This is a genomic window from Streptomyces goshikiensis (assembly GCF_014650555.1).
Classification (GTDB): Bacteria; Actinomycetota; Actinomycetes; order Streptomycetales; family Streptomycetaceae; genus Streptomyces; species Streptomyces goshikiensis.
Map to the genome: position 1 here is coordinate 26897 of NZ_BMVE01000020.1, position 16244 is coordinate 43140.

The 16244-nt window shown below is 71.2% G+C and carries 14 protein-coding genes; 6 read left to right on the plus strand and 8 right to left on the minus strand.

What is annotated here, in order from left to right; all coding sequences use genetic code 11:
- Window positions 1-48 precede the first annotated feature (48 nt).
- Together IE248_RS34690 and IE248_RS34695 are read left to right on the plus strand one after the other, a co-directional pair.
- Window positions 49-1179 carry a hypothetical protein gene (locus tag IE248_RS34690; RefSeq protein WP_190032809.1) on the plus strand — a complete coding sequence of 377 codons (1131 nt, stop codon included), beginning with the start codon at window positions 49-51 and terminating at the stop codon, window positions 1177-1179.
- Between the two features lie 142 nt (window positions 1180-1321).
- The gene (locus IE248_RS34695; protein WP_073799104.1) at window positions 1322-2431 is read left to right on the plus strand and encodes a right-handed parallel beta-helix repeat-containing protein; all 1110 of its coding nucleotides are present in this window, start codon (window positions 1322-1324) and stop codon (window positions 2429-2431) included.
- A 24-nt stretch (window positions 2432-2455) separates the two neighbouring features.
- On the opposite strand, the gene IE248_RS34700 is transcribed toward IE248_RS34695, so the two are convergent.
- The gene (locus IE248_RS34700; protein ID WP_190032810.1) at window positions 2456-3139 is read right to left on the minus strand and encodes a CBS domain-containing protein; all 684 of its coding nucleotides are present in this window, start codon (window positions 3137-3139) and stop codon (window positions 2456-2458) included.
- Between the two features lie 212 nt (window positions 3140-3351).
- Window positions 3352-4770, minus strand: coding sequence for an MBL fold metallo-hydrolase RNA specificity domain-containing protein (locus tag IE248_RS34705; protein WP_190032811.1), 1419 nt, complete (start codon window positions 4768-4770; stop codon window positions 3352-3354).
- A gap of 175 nt (window positions 4771-4945) precedes the next feature.
- On the opposite strand from IE248_RS34705, the gene IE248_RS34710 reads away from it, so the two are divergent.
- Both IE248_RS34710 and IE248_RS34715 read left to right on the plus strand, forming a co-directional pair.
- Window positions 4946-6022 carry a zinc-dependent alcohol dehydrogenase family protein gene (locus IE248_RS34710; protein ID WP_100580629.1) on the plus strand — a complete coding sequence of 359 codons (1077 nt, stop codon included), beginning with the start codon at window positions 4946-4948 and terminating at the stop codon, window positions 6020-6022.
- A 5-nt stretch (window positions 6023-6027) separates the two neighbouring features.
- On the plus strand, window positions 6028-6714 hold the full coding sequence (locus IE248_RS34715) for a helix-turn-helix domain-containing protein (RefSeq protein WP_229895746.1): 687 nt from the start codon (window positions 6028-6030) through the stop codon (window positions 6712-6714).
- 595 nt (window positions 6715-7309) lie between these two features.
- Here the strand turns inward: IE248_RS34715 and IE248_RS34725 are convergent.
- Genes IE248_RS34725 through IE248_RS34730 form a run of 3 tightly spaced genes read right to left on the minus strand, consistent with a single transcriptional unit; the run spans window position 7310 to window position 9219 of the window.
- Window positions 7310-8302: an Acg family FMN-binding oxidoreductase gene (locus tag IE248_RS34725; protein WP_229895747.1), complete on the minus strand. Its 993-nt coding sequence runs from the start codon at window positions 8300-8302 to the stop codon at window positions 7310-7312.
- Entirely contained in the window at window positions 8299-8484 is a 186-nt protein-coding gene (locus IE248_RS38670) for a universal stress protein (RefSeq protein ID WP_350876483.1), read from the minus strand. The genes IE248_RS34725 and IE248_RS38670 overlap by 4 nt, the downstream gene beginning before the upstream one ends.
- Window positions 8485-8511: 27 nt before the next feature.
- The gene (locus tag IE248_RS34730) at window positions 8512-9219 is read right to left on the minus strand and encodes a BON domain-containing protein (protein WP_308438208.1); all 708 of its coding nucleotides are present in this window, start codon (window positions 9217-9219) and stop codon (window positions 8512-8514) included.
- Here IE248_RS34730 and IE248_RS34735 point away from each other — a divergent pair.
- Complete coding sequence (locus tag IE248_RS34735; protein ID WP_190032813.1) at window positions 9207-10115, plus strand: universal stress protein; 909 nt, start codon at window positions 9207-9209, stop codon at window positions 10113-10115. The genes IE248_RS34730 and IE248_RS34735 overlap by 13 nt on opposite strands.
- A gap of 231 nt (window positions 10116-10346) precedes the next feature.
- The gene (locus IE248_RS34740; protein ID WP_190032814.1) at window positions 10347-12086 is read left to right on the plus strand and encodes a sensor histidine kinase; all 1740 of its coding nucleotides are present in this window, start codon (window positions 10347-10349) and stop codon (window positions 12084-12086) included.
- Here the strand turns inward: IE248_RS34740 and IE248_RS34745 are convergent.
- The 3 genes from IE248_RS34745 to IE248_RS34755 all read right to left on the minus strand — a co-directional run bounded on the left by IE248_RS34745 (window position 12076) and on the right by IE248_RS34755 (window position 16103).
- On the minus strand, window positions 12076-12807 hold the full coding sequence (locus tag IE248_RS34745; protein ID WP_100580620.1) for a response regulator: 732 nt from the start codon (window positions 12805-12807) through the stop codon (window positions 12076-12078). The two genes, IE248_RS34740 and IE248_RS34745, sit on opposite strands and share 11 nt — an antisense overlap.
- A gap of 75 nt (window positions 12808-12882) precedes the next feature.
- Complete coding sequence (locus IE248_RS34750; RefSeq protein ID WP_190032815.1) at window positions 12883-13524, minus strand: CBS domain-containing protein; 642 nt, start codon at window positions 13522-13524, stop codon at window positions 12883-12885.
- A 149-nt stretch (window positions 13525-13673) separates the two neighbouring features.
- Complete coding sequence (locus tag IE248_RS34755; RefSeq protein ID WP_491591059.1) at window positions 13674-16103, minus strand: phosphoketolase family protein; 2430 nt, start codon at window positions 16101-16103, stop codon at window positions 13674-13676.
- Window positions 16104-16244: the final 141 nt, after the last annotated feature.

Sequence of the window (16244 nt, forward strand, 5' to 3'; positions counted from 1 at the left end):
CGCACTGATCGAACGATGCGGCCGGCGAACGCCAGGGGAGCCAAGCAGTTGCAGAACGATGACACACCGCTGATACCGGACGCGGCGTCGCTGGAGGAAAGGCTGGATACGAGGCACTTGCGGGCCGAGGGCGGGATGGAACCGTTCGATGCCGACGAGGTCTATGGGGAACGCTGTCCCGACGACGACTCCCCGCCCACGGACCTCTGCTCCACCGTGGCCACGCGGCACGAGGGGCTGATCGCCGAGTCGGGCGGCGAAGCCCTGGGATCGACCGACGACGCCCGGCTTGTCGGGGTTGGGGCAGTGATCGAGGTCATGCAGCACGGCGCGTTCAGTGTGAACGGCGTCGGCTTGGAGTGCAGGCCGTTCCCGTTGAGCTTCAGCCTCCGCGAGGTCGAAGGGGTGTGGAAGGTGGCCGCGGGCGCGGCCCAAGCGTGCGAGGTGGCCGACCTGCTCGTGGCCGTGGCGAACGATGCGGTCGCGGTGGTGTCGCTGGAGAGCAACTCCTACCTGGACGAGGAGTGGCGGACGCAGCAGCCGTCGCTGATCGCTGCCGAGCTCGGCGTGCCGTGCAGGGTTCACCCCCTCGGATCCTGGGCGTCCGGCACCTACGGCCTCGGGGAGGAACTCGTGCTGATGGACCGCGACCAGCTGCCCCGTCTCCTCGACGACACCTTGTCACCGTACGAGCTGACGCTCATCGACCTGCCCTCCGACGCGACCCCGGAGCAGCTCGACGAACTCGCTCTCGTGCTGGGCACGACCGGTTTCGACGAGCCGCTCCTGAACCGACTGGAAGGCTCCGAGGTCTGGTTCTCGGGTCACGACGACTGCTACGTGCTGCTGGAAACCCGAGACCCCGCACTGCCCGCCGCAGTCCTGGCGCGGCTGCTGGCCCTGCTGGCGGGCTCCGCCCTCGGCGAACTCACGAAGGCCCCCACCTCCCGCGTTCCCGAGCCCGGGTCGTGGCTGGCCGAGCGGCTGATCGCCACGGCACCTCACTGGATCGGCGTCCTGGGCGGGGTCAGCGAGGAGTTGGTGACAATCGAGCTGGCCGCCCTGCCAGAGCCGTGGCGGCTGGGCGTCCCCTTCCCGAAGCGGGCCGACCTGACGGCGACTCTCGACGTACGCCATGGCACCTGGCGAATCGCTTCCGCTGGGTGGAGTAACCCCTAGCCGGCATCCGTCCTGCTGGAGGGGGACAGGCAGCCGGGGCCGGGCGTGGCCGCACACCGGGGCGTCGGCTCTCAAGGAAGGTGGGCGACTGCGCGTCCCGCGCCTCGATGCTCCCCACGCCCACGCCGGAAGGAAGACCCCGATGCCCAATCGAGCCGCCGTCACCCAGCAGGCCGCCTGTTGCCTCGGTGGAGCCGCCCTCGTTCTCTCCCTCGCCGGTCCGCACGCTTCCGCGGCCACGGCATCCGGCCCCCACGCCGGCGACGTACGAGTGCCGTGCAGTACGCCCTCCCTGATCTCCGCGATCCAGACCGCGAACGGCGGCAACGACAGCCGGCTGATCCTGGCCTCGCACTGCACCTATCACCTGACCAGCGCCTACGCCGGCCAGGACGGTCTGCCGGCCATCACCAAACGGATCACCGTCCTGGGCAACGGCGCCACCATCCAGCGTGACCCGTCGGCATCCGGCTCGTTCCGGATCCTCGACGTGGCCTCGGGCGGGAACCTGGAAGTGCACAAGCTGACCGTCAAGGGCGGGGCGATCACCGGGCAGCCCGAGTTCGGCGCGGGGATCCGAGTTCAACTCGGTGGCCGTCTGAAGCTGGAGAACAGCCGGGTGAGCCAGAACTCCTCCGAGCGGAACGGCGGCGGGGTGGCCGTGTTCGGTACCGCCACCATCAACAACTCCGAACTGGTCAACAACACGGCGACGTTCGGCGCCGGCCTGGTCCAGTTCGGCAGCACGGCCCAGACCACGATCACCAAGTCCTCGGTCCGGTTCAACGTGGCGAGCTTCGACGGCGGCGGCCTGGAGTTCGGCGAAGGCACCGCCACCGTCAGGGACAGCCACGTCGATGACAACACCGCGACGTTGGGTGACGGCGGCGGCGGTATCTACAGCGGCGCCGATCTGAAAGTCATCGGCTCTACCGTCGACCGCAACACCGCCGGCGTCACGTCGAACCAGCCGGGAGGCGGAGGCATCTTCAACTACGGTCCGCTCTTCCTCGGGGAGGCATCCGTCAGCAACAACACGGTCACCGGTGGTGCGGCCAAGGGCGGGGGCGTCTACAACCAGGGCGGGAACGTCACCCTGTCGAACGCGCGGATCACCGGAAACTCCGCCGCCGTCGCTCCGGGAGGTGTGTGGACCGACACGCAGTGGGACATCCGGCGTTCGCAGATCAGCAACAACACGCCGACCAACTGCCAGGGCAGTCCCGTCATTCCTACAGGCTGCGTGAACTGACCTGAAGGCGGAGCGCCGGGATCGTCAGCAGGGCGGAAGCGGTATCACGTCCGGCTGGTGTTCCCGGGACGCCTGGAGCCGGCAGTGCACATCGACGATTCCTTCGACCGACCGGGTGAGATGTTCGGCCATCGGGATCACGTCGCGGTCGCGGACCTGACCAGTCAGGGTGGCGATGCCCTGGGAGACGGTGACGCGCACGGTCTTGTGGGACAGGGGGAAGAGGCGCTCGACGACCTCGTGCCGGATCTCGGCCGTCAGTTCCTCGTCGGTGCGGAGGAAGACCTTGAGGAGATCGGCGCGGCTGACCATGCCCTGGAGCGTGCCGTCGGCGTCGACCACCGGGAGCCGCTTGACGTGACGGTCCGCCATGAGGCGAGCGGCCCGGGGCAGGGTGGCGTCCGGGCGGATCGTGACCGCGGGGGCCGTCATCAGCTCCTCGGCCCGCGTGGAGCCGGCCTTGGTGGTGTCGCCGAGGCGGCGCATCTGCTCGACCAGTCCGGGGCCGTGCTCGTGGAACTCCTCCTTGGGGAGGAGGTCGGCCTCGGAGACCACGCCGACGACGCGGCCCTCGCCCTCGATGACGGGGAGGGCGGTGACCTTCCACTGCTTCATTGCGGCGGCGATGTCCTTGAAGCCGGTCGAGGGGGTGACCGCGATGACTCTGCTGCTCATCACGTCTGCGACGGTGTACGGGGTGGAGGTCATGGCGAGTCCTCAGGGTGCGTGGAGGAGCGGGGATGCCGCTGTCGTAAGGGGCGAACAGGCCGAGGACCTCGACGGCCCTGCCCCGCCCTCGCCGCGAGGACGCCGTGCCTGCCGCTCATGGCGTGCCGCCGATCCCTCGTCCTCACCCTGCCTCGCCGGGTACGGCACCAGGAGGGCCGCGAGGGCCGGACCGAGGGGCCGTCCGGCCCCGGTCAGCGGACCAGGACGGCCTCGCCGGACCTGGGTACGACGGCCGTCCATCCCAGCTCGTGGTCGATGCGCTCCCGCAGGGTCTCGGCCGCGGTCTCCTCGCCGTGGACGAGGTAGGTGGTGTGCGGGGGCGGGGCTGCGCGCAGCCAGTCGATGATCTGGTCGGCATCCGCGTGTGCCGAGAAATGCGGTACGTCGGCCACCTCGGCGCGCACGGGGACGTACTCGCCGAACATCTTCAGCGTGCGGGCGCCGTCGACCAGGTCGCGGGCGCGGGTGCCCTCGGCGGCGAAACCAACGATCACAACGGCATTGCGGGGGTCGGGCAGGATCCGGTGGAGGTGGTGCAGGACGCGGCCTCCGGTGGCCATGCCCGCGGAGGACACGATGACGGCGGGCCCGGTGCTGTGGTTGATGTCGATCGACTCCTGGACGGTCCGCGCCGCCAGGAAGGGCTCCGGGCTGATCGCCGCCTCGCCTCCTGCCGCGATCTCGGGCCGTAGCTCCGGGGAGCGGCTGCGCAGGGCGTCGCGGTACACGTCCAGCGCGGCCAGAGCCATGGGGCTGTCGACGTAGACGGGAACGTGGCGGGGCAGCGTGCCGTCGCCGCGCAGGCCGGCGAGCTCGTGAAGGACCACCTCGGTGCGGTCGATCGCGAAGGCGGGGATGACGACGGTGCCGCCGCGGGACAGTGCCCGCGCGAGCACGGAGGCGAATGCGCGCCGCGCGCTCTCGTGGTCGTGCCGGCGGTTGCCGTACGTCGATTCCACCAGCAGGACATCGGCCCCGGAGAACGGTTCGGGTGGCAGCAGGAGCGGGTGTCCAGGGCGGCCGAGATCGCCGCTGACGGCGAGGGAGTGGCCGTCCTCCAGTGTGAGGCGGGCCCAGGCGGAACCGAGGATGTGGCCGCCGTGGTGGAGGGCGAGCCCGGTGCCGGCCATGATCTCGATCTCGCTGCCGACCGGTACGGGGTCGAAGAACTCGACGGTGCGGTCGACGTCGTCATCGTCGTAGAGCGGTCGGGCGGGCCGGTGCTTGGACCAGCCGTGGTGATTGGCGTGCTCGGCGGCTTCCATCTGCAGGCGGGCGCTGTCACGAAGGACGATCTCGGCGAGGCGGGCGGTGGCCGCGCTGGTCAGGATCGGGCCGCGGAAGCCGTGCCGTACCAAGCGGGGGAGGTACCCGCAGTGGTCCAGGTGGGCGTGCGTGACGACGACGGCGTGGATGTCGCGGGCGTCGCAGGGCAGCTTGTCCCAGTTGCGGCGGCGCAGGTCCGCGACACCCTGGAAGAGGCCGCAGTCGACGAGGATCCGGGCGTGGTCGCTCTCGATCAGGAACTTGCTGCCGGTGACCGTCCGGACACCGCCGAGGAACCTCAGCAACGCCGGGCGGGAGCCGGGAGGTGGGGCCGACCGGGACATGGCAGTGACCCTCCTTTCGCGGACGGGCGCCGGATTCCACCGTCGCCTGAACCACGACGCGACAGCGAGAGCCCACTGGTCCCCTCGCGGGGACCGACCGGCCCATGCGGGACGGGGGCCCGTGGGCACAGCCTGGCGGTGACACCTTCCCGCGCAGCACAGAGAGGCCGCAGTCATGAAGGCACTCGTCTTCGAAGGTCCCGGGCAGACCTCCTGGCAGGACGCCCCGGACCCCGCGATCAAGGACGCTGCCGACGCGATCATCCGGGTCGACGCCGTCACCATCTGTGGCACCGACCTGCACATCATCAAGGGCGACGTACCCGAAGTGACCCCCGGCCGGATCCTGGGCCACGAGGCCGTCGGAACCGTCGTCGAAACCGGCGGCGACGTGCGCAACGCGCGTCCCGGCGATCGCGTGCTGATCTCGTGCATCTCCTCCTGCGGCCGCTGCCGGTTCTGCCGCGAGGGCCACTACGGTCAGTGCCGCGGGGGCGGCGGCTGGGTCCTGGGCCACACCATCGACGGAACCCAGGCGGAATACGTACGCGTCCCGTTCGCCGACCTCTCCGTCCACCCGCTCCCCAGCGCCGTGAGCAGCCACGACGCCGTACTGCTCGCCGACATCTTCCCGACCTCCTACGAGGTGGGCGTGCTGAACGGAAACGTGCGCCCCGGGGACACGGTCGTCGTGGTCGGCGCCGGTCCCATCGGTCTGGCCGCCGTCGCCACCGCGGGGCTCTACAGCCCTGGGCGGATCATCGCCGTCGACCTGGCCGCGTCCCGGCTCACCGCCGCGCGGGACCTCGGCGCCGACGCCACCGCGAACGCGGACGAGGAGCCCGAGCGGCTGGTGGAGGACCTGACCGACGGGCTCGGTGCGGACGTGGTCATCGAGGCCGTGGGCGTGCCCGAGGCGTTCGAGATGTGCACGCGCATGGTCCGCCCCGGCGGACGCGTCGCCAACATAGGCGTCCACGGAAAGCCCGCCACCCTGCACCTGGAAGACCTCTGGATCAAGGACGTCACCATCACCACCGGTCTCGTCGACACCTACTCGACGCCCATGCTGCTGCGCATGATGGCCGCGGGCCGCCTCCCCGGGGCCGCGATGGTCACCCACCGCTTCGAGCTGGACCAGATGGAAGAGGCGTACGACGTCTTCTCCCACGCCGGCGAAACCGGCGCCCTCAAGGTCGTGCTCGGCGGCCCGCAGCACGACACGGTCGCCGTACAGCCCCAGGAGCGGTGAGTACGGTGAAGAGCACGTCGAGTGCCCACCCGCAGGACGCCGGCGAGACGGCCGGACGCACCGACCTCGGCCGCCGAATCGCGGCCCGCCGCACCGCCCTCGGTCTCAGCCGTGAAGAACTGGGCCGGAAGTGCGGAGCCGACGGCAACTACATCACCTACCTGGAGGAACACGCCGCCGCTCCCGCCATCGGCACCCTCGTCCGCATGGCCGACGTACTCGGTGTCACGGTCGACGATCTGACCGGCGCGAACGCCGACCGCGTCCGCGGCCGTTCCACCGCCCGCCGCGACACCGCGCTGGCGCCGCTGGAGGAGGCCGAGTGCCGAAGCCTGCTGGGCACGCACGGAGTGGGACGCATCGCCGTCTTCACTCCCGAAGGCCCGGCCGTCCTCCCGGTCAACTACCTGATCGCGGGCCCCGACATCGCGTTCCGCACCGCCGTGGAGGCCCTGGCGGCCAGAGCGGAGGGCACACAGGTCGCCTTTGAGATCGACAACATCGACGACGTCACCGCCGGAGGCTGGAGCGTCCTGGCCGTGGGCGAGCTGGAAGCCGTCACAGAGCCCGAGGAGATCCGGCACCTGACGGCCATGGCCCGCTCCCAGCCCTGGGCGGGCGGCCCCCGCACCCACTGGATGAAACTCACCCCTGTCCGGCTCACCGGCCGACGCGTGGCCCACGAGTCATGAACGAGGTGGACGCGGTCGTCTTCGACACCGATGGCGCGCTCCTCGCCACGGCGGTGTGCCACGCGGTCACGTGGCACACCGCCCTTGAAGACCGAGCGGCTGGTCGAGTCCCTGTGCACCCTCGGCAACGGTCGCTTCGCCACGCGGGGATCAGCTCCCGAGAGTGCCGCGGGCGACGGCCCTGCGCTACCGCTGCCTGCCCGACGACGCACCACCCGGCGACTGGCTCACCCCTGATCACCCGCCCCTGCGCCACTGTCGCGTCACGCTGGACCCGCAGGCGGGAACGCTCACCCGCCGCATGCTCTTCCACGACACCGAAGGCCGCCGCCTGGGCGTCACCCACGGGCACGGCCTCCGGCACCCGTCGGGAAGGTGTGTACGGCCACCGCGGTTCCGGCAGACGTTCGTCCTGCCGATCAGTCCCGCGGAGCCGGCGGTGGTCGTCAAGACCGCAGCCCTGTGCACCTCGCTCGACCGCCCTGGGGCGACCCCGCGAAGAGCAGCCTCGACACATCGACCCGGTGCCGCTTTCCGAGGCACCGGCCTCCGCGTCTCAGCAGGTCAGGAGAGGTGGTCCGCCTGTTCCGGCAGCCTACTGCTGGACCTCCAGAACGTCGGTGACGGGGCGGCGGGGCGTTTCGGGCCCGGGGGGCCCGTAGCCCAAGCGCAGGACCATCTGGACGTGGCCCATGTCCTCCAGCGGGTCGCGGGCCGTCCACCGCAGTTCCGGCCATTCGAGGGGCTGTGAGGTCATCGAGGTGGCCAGGCCGTCGGCGGTGGCCTGGAGGAGGACACGCTCCAGCGCTTGTCCGGCCCGCATCCAGTCGGCTGGCGTGTCCGCCGGGGTGCCGAGCAGAGCCAGCTGCGGCCGCCGCTCGAACACGGCCCAGCCGCGATCCGTCGCAGGACGGTCCCGCCCGAAGTCCCGTACGGGGGAGGGGCCCCGGGAACTGCGCGGACCGAACGCGGCGGTGGGAATGCCGTCACGGCGTGTTCCGGTCGAGGTACGTGTTTCGGCGGCCCAGGCGGAGGTCTCGGCCCGGACGAGCGGATCGATGTCCTCCCGCTGCTCCGCGTCGCGCACCAACCCGAGCACGGTCTCGACGTGCCAGTCGCCGGGGACGGTCAGCCGGCAACCCTCCAGGCGGGCGGCGCTCTTCAACCCGTCCATGAGGGCGTCCGGCACCGGCTCATCGGCGAACGGGAAGCGGCTGGTGTGCCGGCGCCGGAGAGCGGGGTGCAGGGCGGCGAGCTCGTGGTCCTCGTCGGAGAGTGCCTTGAGGGCTGCCGTCGCCAGCAGCCACGGCCGGGAGCCGTCGGGCAGCAACCGCACGCGAGCCTGGAATCCGTGGTGAACGGCCGACACTCGCAGGTTGAACAGGGCGGCCGCACAGCCGAGGTGCAGAGCCCGGTGACTGGGATCGGTCCGCGTCATGGCGCGGTCCGGATCGCCGTGCAGTTCGACGACGTTGGCCTCAGGCCTGAACACGAACCTCCACGGCTGCGCGTTGTGCATGGACGGGGCGGTGACGGCGTCGCCGACGAGCTCGGCGACGGTGCCGGGGGCAAGGGTCGTTGCGGTCACGGGACTGTTCCTGTCTGTGCGGCCTTAGTCGTGTGCGCGACGGCGACTGGTGAGCGGGCGTGATGGATCACCGCGTGGGTGATGGGGCCGACGCGGGCGCCGCCGAGAGCCGAGCGGCGTATGCGCCTGCCGGCCACGATGAGTGCCGCGCCGGCGGACGCTACCGTGATCCGGTGCGACATGGCGTTCCTCCTGTGGCTGATCGGCTCTTACAGGCTCCGCCGTTCGCCGTGCTCCGGGTAGGGCCCGAGCGGCCCTACCCGGGGACCGAACGGCCCACCCGGGCCAACCGGCCGGCCGTGTCGACGACCGGCAGCCGACGGAGCAGGTCGGCTTGTGTCGTCGGTACGGGCTCTGACATGCGATGCCACGGCGACGACTCCATCGAGTTGCCCGACGAGGCCGAGCAGCACGGGCAGTTGACTCCGGCGCTCGACGCGGCCGTTCAGCGTGACGCTGCCGTCCACCACGTGGACGTCGACGTCACCGGCCGGCACGCCGAGTACCTCCGTGAGGACCTCGTCGGTGACCCGCCGGCGTATCTCGGAGTCGGGGCGGACGAACAGGTGCAGTAGGTCCCTGCGCGTGACGATGCCGACCAGCCGGTCCTCCTCGTCCACGACGGGTAGCCGCACGATGCCCTTCCAGCTCCGCTGTGTCACGCGAGGCCGGTGCCTGAGCCGGGTGTGCCCCCACCATCCCGCCCCAGACCGTGGACGATCGAGGGCCGGACGGCCCCGCCCGGGGGACGTGGGGGCCGGGCGGGCCGGAGGAACGGGGACGGGGTGGCGTCGGGCGGTGGGGACCATCGGTTCCGGTCGTGGTCCCGTACGGCCCTCCACACCGGGCGCTGCCGGTGCCAGCGTGGGTGGTGTCCGCATCGGCTTCTCGGTTGGGAGGAACCGTGGAAAACACATTCCGCACCCCGGACACGAGCACGGTGGTCGTAGGCGTGGACGGCTCGGACACAGCCCGCGCCGCCGCCATGTGGGCAGCGGGGGAGGCCGTACGCCGCGACCAGCCCCTGCACATCGTCTACGGGGCCGACACCGACGGCAGGGCGCTGTACCTGTCGGCGAAGACCACCGAACGGATCCGCGCCAACGGCCGGCAACTCCTGGACGACACGGCGAAGGCTGCGACGGACGCGTACCCCGGTCTGCACGTGAGCACGGAGTTCAGCCGGGCGGACGCCGCCCACAGCCTGCACCAGGCCGGTGCCCTGCACGGCACGATCGTGGTGGGCAACCGCGGTCTGGGCGGCTTCAGTTCCCTGATGCTCGGCTCGGTGGGCATGGACGTCGCTGCTGCCGCCAAGTCCCCGGTCATCGTCGTCCGCGGCATCGACGGGGCGCAGGAGACCGGCACCGTGCTCGCCGCCGTCCGCGACGAGCACGACCTCGTGCACGCCCGGTACGCCGCGCGCGAGGCCCAACTGCGCAAGGCGTCCCTCAGGCTCCTGCACGTGTGGAACGTGCTGGAATCCGTCGGCGAGGTGGTCAGCATGCTCGACGGCGTCGACGAGATCGCAGGCGCGCACGCCGATGCCCTGAGGGCCGTCACGGATGTGGTCCGCGATGAGTTCCCCGGTCTTGACGTGCGGGCCGACGCCGAGAAGAGCATCTCCGTCGCCGGCGTCCTGGTCGAGGCTTCCCGCCACGCCGACCTGCTCGTCATGGGCGGCCGCCGTGTTCCCAGCGCCCTCGGCCTCGCCCGCAACCTGGGCAGGGCCACGCACAGCGTGCTGCACCACGCGCACTGCCCCGTCCTCCTCATCCCCCGGACCGGCAGCGATCTCGGCAGCCGGTCATGACCGGCCGAGGGCGTGACGCCGGCGTCGGAATCGATCCGGCCAGGTCCGACACCGGCCGCACCACCGGGTTCTTCCCTGGCCCCGACGCCCGCGTCCGTCACCTGCACGCCGGGTCGAACATGTCCCCCCGTATGCAGCAGTAGCACCCTCGGGTGAGGGAGTTCCGCTCCTGCCGGGACTACGGTGAAGGAGGTGGTGCGCGCCATGGTTCCTGTCGGCCGGAGGTGTGACATGTGCGCAGACGGCCGGCCCGCCCAGCGGGGCGTTCCACGGCTGCGGCTGGACGAGCTGCTCGACGAGCTCCAAGTACGCATGGAAGAGGTCCGGGGCACCCGCGACCGACTGAACGGCCTGCTGGAGGCCGTCATGTCGGTCGGCCGCGAGCTGGACCTGCCCCAAGTCCTGCGCGGCATCGTCGAGGCCGCGGTCGTCCTCGTGGATGCCGAGTACGGCGCCCTCGGCGTCATCGGCAACGACCGGAAGCTGGCGGAATTCCTGCCCGTGGGCATCACGGACGACCTCCGCGCACAGATCGGCGACCTGCCCTCCGGCCACGGCATCCTCGGCGAGCTGATCCGGCACCCGGAGGCCTTGCGGCTGTCCGAGCTGTCCGAGCACCCCGCCTCCTACGGATTCCCGGCCCATCACCCGCCGATGCACTCCTTTCTCGGCGTTCCCATCCGCGTACGCGACGACGTCTTCGGCAACCTCTACCTCACCGAGAAGCGCGGCGGCGTCGCCTTCGACGAGGAGGACGAGGCGGTCCTGTCCACCCTCGCCGTCGCCGCCGGCATCGCCATCGAGAACGCCCGCCTCTTCGAGGAAGTCCGCCTGCGCGAGCGCTGGCTGGCCGCCGGATCGGACATCACCAGCGCGCTCCTCTCCGGCGCCCCCCAGGACGACGTCCTCGAAGGCATGCTGGAGCGGGCCAGGGACATCACCAGGGCCGACCTGGGTGTCCTCTACCTGCTCGGACCGTCCGGAGAACTGCGCGGCTCCCTGGCTCTGGGGGACGGCGCCGAAGGACACCGGGGCATCGCCTTGCCGAGCACCGCCGGGACCCTCGCCGAGGCCGCCGTGGCGAACGACGGGCTGATCACGGTCGCGGACGTGGCGACCGACCCGCGCGTCACCGTCCGGCCGGAGCGGTGGACGGGATTCGGCCCGGCCGTCGCCGTCACCGTCGGCACCCGGGAAAAACTCAGCGGCATCCTGGTCCTTGCCCGGCGCCACGGTCGCGCGGGGTTCACCACCGCCGAGGTCGCCGCCCTGCCCGGATTCGCGAGCCAGGCGGCCCTCGCCCTCGAACTGGCGCAGCGGCGGCGCGACGCCGAGCAGATGAGCTTGCTCGAAGACCACGACCGCATCGCCCGCGACCTCCACGACCTGGCCATCCAGCGCCTCTTCGCCACCGGCATGACCCTCCAGAGTGCCCAGCGCTTCGTCGACCACCCCCAGGCATCAGAACGCCTCGCCCGCGCCATCGACGACCTGGACGCCACCATCAAGATCATCCGTTCGACCATCTTCGGGCTCCGCGATCACGAGGCACCCGGCGCGACACCCAAGCTGCGCTCCCGCACGGTCCAGGCCGTGGACGAGGCCGCCGCGGCCCTCGGATTCGCACCGGCGCTGCGGATGGAGGGGCTCATCGACACCGACGTACCGTCCGCGGTCGCCGACGAGGTCCTCGCCGTGCTCGGAGAGGCCCTGACGAATGTCGCCCGCCACGCCGAGGCCACCCGTGCGGACGTCTCGATCGTCGCGGCCGACGGGGTCCTCACCGTCACCGTGGCCGACAACGGCGTAGGCCTGCGCGAAGGCGGCCGACGCAGCGGCCTGAGCAATCTCGCGGAACGCGCCGACAAGTTCGGCGGCAGCATGAAGGTGAGCTCACGGGTGGCCGATGCGTCGGGCACCCGCCTTGAGTGGTGGGTGCCGCTCGCCTCGCCGGCGGTGCCTACGAGGTGATCCGCGGCTGGTGCCTCGGGGGAGGCGCTCCGTCACGCGTGTGTCCTTGATCGTGGACCTGGGCGGCGATGACGGCGGCCTGGACCCGCCGTTCGACCCCCAGTTTGCCCAGCAGCCGGGAGATGTGGTTCTTGACGGTCTTCTCCGACAGGTAGAGCCGTTTGGCGATCTGGCGGTTGGTGAGGCCGTCGCCGATCAGTTCGAGTACGGCACGCTCCCGCTCGGAGAGGGCGGCGAGGCGGGTGTCCTCGGGCGCCTTCGCGGCTTCGGGTTCGCGCAGGCGGTGCATCAAGCGAGCGGTCGTGGCCGGATCGAGCATCGACTGTCCCGTGGCGACCGTGCGAATGGCGGAGACCAGGTCGGACCCCTTGATCTGCTTCAGCACGTACCCCGCGGCCCCTGCCATGATCGCGTCCAGCAGGGCGTCCTCGTCGTCGAACGACGTCAGCATCAGGCAGGCCAGATCCGGCATCCGGGAGCGCAGCTCCCGGCAGACGGTGATTCCGTCGCCGTCGGGCAGCCGTACGTCGAGGACGGCGACGTCCGGGCGGAGCGCCGGCCCGCGGGCCAGGGCCTGGTCCGCGGTGCCCGCCTCGCCCACCACGGTGATGTCCGCCGGGGCATCGAGCAGGTCCCGCAGCCCGCGCCGGACCACCTCGTGATCGTCGAGGAGGAACACCCTGATGGGGGCCTCCGCAGAGGCGCCCGGTACGTCGGACATGTTCGTCACCTGATCCGGATGACACCGCGCTTGCTTCCACTCGGATTGTCTCAGGACGAGGGTCCTGCGCACCCGCTAAGCCGGTGCGACGGCCCCGTCGAGCTCCATCCGGACGTCGACGACGCCCTCGACGGCGCGGATCGCCCGGGCGAGGAGCGGGACGAGGGCCCGGTCCCGCACCGGTCCCCGCAGGACGACGACACCGTCCTGTACGGAGAAGTCCAAGGCCGTCCCCGGTGCCAGCTCGGCGAGCACGGCCTCGCGGATCTCCTGCCCCAGCTCCTCGTCGGGACGCAGGAACACCTTCAAGAGGTCGCCGCGGCTGACGACACCCTCCAGCAGGCCGACCTCGTTCACCACTGGAAGACGTTTGACGCCCTTGCGGGCCATGATGCGGGCGGCCTCGGTGACGGTGGCGCGGGGATGGACGGTCACGGCCGGGCTCGACATCAGGTCCTCGGCAAGCACACCGCCGGCCTTGGAGGCTTCGTCCAGCTGGTCCGGCATGACGGCCTCCTCGCGGCGGAACCCCTCCTTGAGCAGGAGGTCCGCTTCGGAAACGACCCCGACGACGCGACCCTCGCCCTCCAGGACGGGGACCGCGCTGACTTTCCATTCGTGCAACAGTTCGACGATCTCCTTGTAGGACGCCTCACGGCCAATGGCGATGGCGGTGTGCGTCATGACGTCACTGACGGTGGACTGAGAGACGGGCATGACCGGCTCCTTCGCCGTGGTCGATCGGTAGGGTCTCGACACGTCCAGCGTCGGCGTGTGGACATGTGCTTAGCCAGGGCCCCTGCGGGCCGAGACGGGGACCGACCGGCCCCGGCGCCGGGCCGGTCGGTCCCCGTCTCGGTGCGGGCTCAGTACGGCCAGGACCAGTCCGCCACCTCCGGCAGGTCGGTGCCGTGCTCGCGGATCCAGTCGTGGTGGCGGATGCGCTGGTCGGCCATGGCCTGGCGCAGTCCCTCGGCGCGGCTCGCGAGGCCGGTAACGCGGTCGATGACGTCCATGACGAGCCGGTAGCGGTCCATGTCGTTGCGCACGACCATGTCGAACGGGGTCGTCGTGGTGCCGGACTCCTTGTAGCCGCGGACGTGCAGCTGGGAGTGGCCGGTCCGGCGGTAGGCGAGGCGGTGGATGAGCCACGGGTAGCCGTGGTAGGCGAAAATGACCGGCCTGTCGGTGGTGAAGAGCGCGTCGTACTCGGCCTTCGTCATGCCGTGCGGGTGTTCGTCGTGGGGCATCAGCCGGGCGATGTCGACGACGTTGACGACGCGGACGGCCAGCGAGGGGAGGTGCTCGCGCAGCAGGGCCGCGGCGGCCAGCACCTCCATGGTGGGCACGTCGCCGGCGCAGGCGAGCACGACGTCCGGTTCGCGGGAGCCGTAGCCGTGGTCGGTGCCCGCCCACTCCCAGACTCCGGCGCCGCGCGCCACGTGGGTGCGGGCCTCCTCGATCGGCAGCCAGTCGAAGCAGGGCTGTTTGCCGGCGACGATCACATTGACCTGGTCGCGGCTGCGCAGGGCGTGATCGGCCACGGCGAGCAGGGTGTTGGCGTCCGGCGGCAGGTAGACCCGTACGACCTCGGGGCTCTTGTTGAGGACGTGGTCGACGAATCCGGGGTCCTGGTGGGAGAAGCCGTTGTTGTCCTGGCGCCAGACGTGCGAGGTGAGCAGGTAGTTGAGGGAGGCGATCGGCGCGCGCCAGGACAGCTCGCGCGAGGTCTTCAGCCACTTGATGTGCTGGCCGACCATGGAGTCGACGATGTGCGCGAAGGCCTCGTAGGTGGAGAAGAGACCGTGGCGGCCGGTGAGGAGATATCCCTCCAGCCAGCCCTGGCAGACGTGTTCGGACAGGATCTCCATGACCCGGCCGTCGCGCGCCAGATTGCGGTCCGTGGCCTCCGTGATGCCCTGCCAGGCCTTGCCGGTGGCCTGGTAGAGGTCGTCCAGCCGGTTGGAGGCGGTCTCGTCCGGTCCGACGACCCTGAAGTCCCGCCGTCCGGCCGTCTCCCGCATGACCTGGGTGAGGAACTGCCCGAGGACCCGGGTCGGTTCGTGGAGGGTGCGGCCGGGCTTGTCGACGGGGACGGCATGCGCGTCGAGCGCGGGCAGCGGCAGGGGCCTCAGCAGCCGCCCTCCGTTCGCGTACGGCACCGCGCCCAGCCGGCGCTCGCCTTCCGGGACGCAGGCCAGGACCCGCGCCGTCGGGCGGCCGCCGGCGTCGAAGAGCTCCTCCGGCCGGTACGAGCGCAGCCAGTCCTCCAGCTGCTTCAGGTGCGCGGGGTTCTCGCGCACCCCCGCGAGCGGGACCTGGTGGGCGCGCCACGTGCCCTCGACCGGGTCGCCGTCGACGGTCACCGGGCCGGTCCAGCCCTTGGGCGTGCGCAGAACGATCATCGGCCAGCGTGCGTATTCCCGTCCCGGGTCGGTGCCCGCCTTCCGTGCCTCCTGCTGGATCAGGGCGATCCGGTCCAGCGCGTGGTCCAGCGCGCGGGCCATGGCCGGATGGACCTGGGCCGGGTCGCTGCCGGTCACGTACAGCGGGTCGTGCCCGTAGCCGCGCAGCAGCGCGTCGAGTTCGGCCTCGGGGATCCGGGACAGCACCGTCGGGTTGGCGATCTTGTAGCCGTTCAGGTGCAGGATCGGCAGGACCGCGCCGTCGTGGACGGGGTCGAGGAACTTGTTCGAATGCCAGGAAGCGGCCAGCGGTCCGGTCTCCGCCTCGCCGTCGCCGATGACGCAGGCGACCAGCAGGCCGGGGTGGTCGAAGGCGGCTCCGTAGGCGTGGGAGAGGGCGTATCCCAGCTCCCCGCCTTCGTGGACGGAACCGGGGGTCTCCGGCGCCACGTGGCTCGGCACCCCGCCGGGGAAGGAGAACTGCCGGAACAGTTCGGCCATGCCGTCGGCGTCGCGGCTCACGTCCGGGTAGGTCTCGCTGTACGTGCCCTCCAGCCAGGAGTTGGCGAGGACGGCGGGGCCGCCGTGGCCCGGGCCCCAGATGCACAGGGTCTCCGGCGCGCGTTCCCTGATCACGCGGTTGAGGTGCGTGTACACCAGGTTCAGGCCGGGCGAGGTGCCCCAGTGGCCGAGCAGCCGCGGCTTGATGTGCTCCGGCCGAAGCGGCTCGGCGAGCAGGGGGTTGCCCATGAGGTAGATCTGGCCGACCGCCAGGTAGTTGGCGGCGCGCCAGTGGGCGTCCAGCTCCGGGATCGAATACGCGGTCAACGCGGTCATGTCCGCTCCTGCGTGCGAGGGTCCGGGACGTTCGTCGGCTGAGCCGATACCCACACCCTGCGCTCCGCCAGGGCGTGACCGGCAGGGGAGAACCGGCCCTCGGGGAGGGACGGTCGGCCCTTTCCCGCACCTGCCCGGCCCGGGGAAGGTGAATCCCGGTGGTGCCCGGCCCTCCCTCGGCCGGCGCCACCCATC

Bases quoted from the DNA above. Each gene is read 5' to 3' on its own strand.
- IE248_RS34695 (WP_073799104.1), top strand. From the start codon at position 1,322: ATGCCCAATCGAGCCGCCGTCACCCAGCAGGCCGCCTGTTGCCTCGGT.
- IE248_RS34710 (WP_100580629.1), top strand. From the start codon at position 4,946: ATGAAGGCACTCGTCTTCGAAGGTCCCGGGCAGACCTCCTGGCAGGAC.
- IE248_RS34740 (WP_190032814.1), top strand. From the start codon at position 10,347: ATGTGCGCAGACGGCCGGCCCGCCCAGCGGGGCGTTCCACGGCTGCGG.
- IE248_RS34745 (WP_100580620.1), bottom strand. From the start codon at position 12,807: ATGTCCGACGTACCGGGCGCCTCTGCGGAGGCCCCCATCAGGGTGTTC.
- IE248_RS34750 (WP_190032815.1), bottom strand. From the start codon at position 13,524: ATGCCCGTCTCTCAGTCCACCGTCAGTGACGTCATGACGCACACCGCC.
- IE248_RS34705 (WP_190032811.1), bottom strand. From the start codon at position 4,770: ATGTCCCGGTCGGCCCCACCTCCCGGCTCCCGCCCGGCGTTGCTGAGG.
- IE248_RS34730 (WP_308438208.1), bottom strand. From the start codon at position 9,219: ATGTGTTTTCCACGGTTCCTCCCAACCGAGAAGCCGATGCGGACACCA.
- IE248_RS34700 (WP_190032810.1), bottom strand. From the start codon at position 3,139: ATGACCTCCACCCCGTACACCGTCGCAGACGTGATGAGCAGCAGAGTC.
- IE248_RS38670 (WP_350876483.1), bottom strand. From the start codon at position 8,484: ATGTCGCACCGGATCACGGTAGCGTCCGCCGGCGCGGCACTCATCGTG.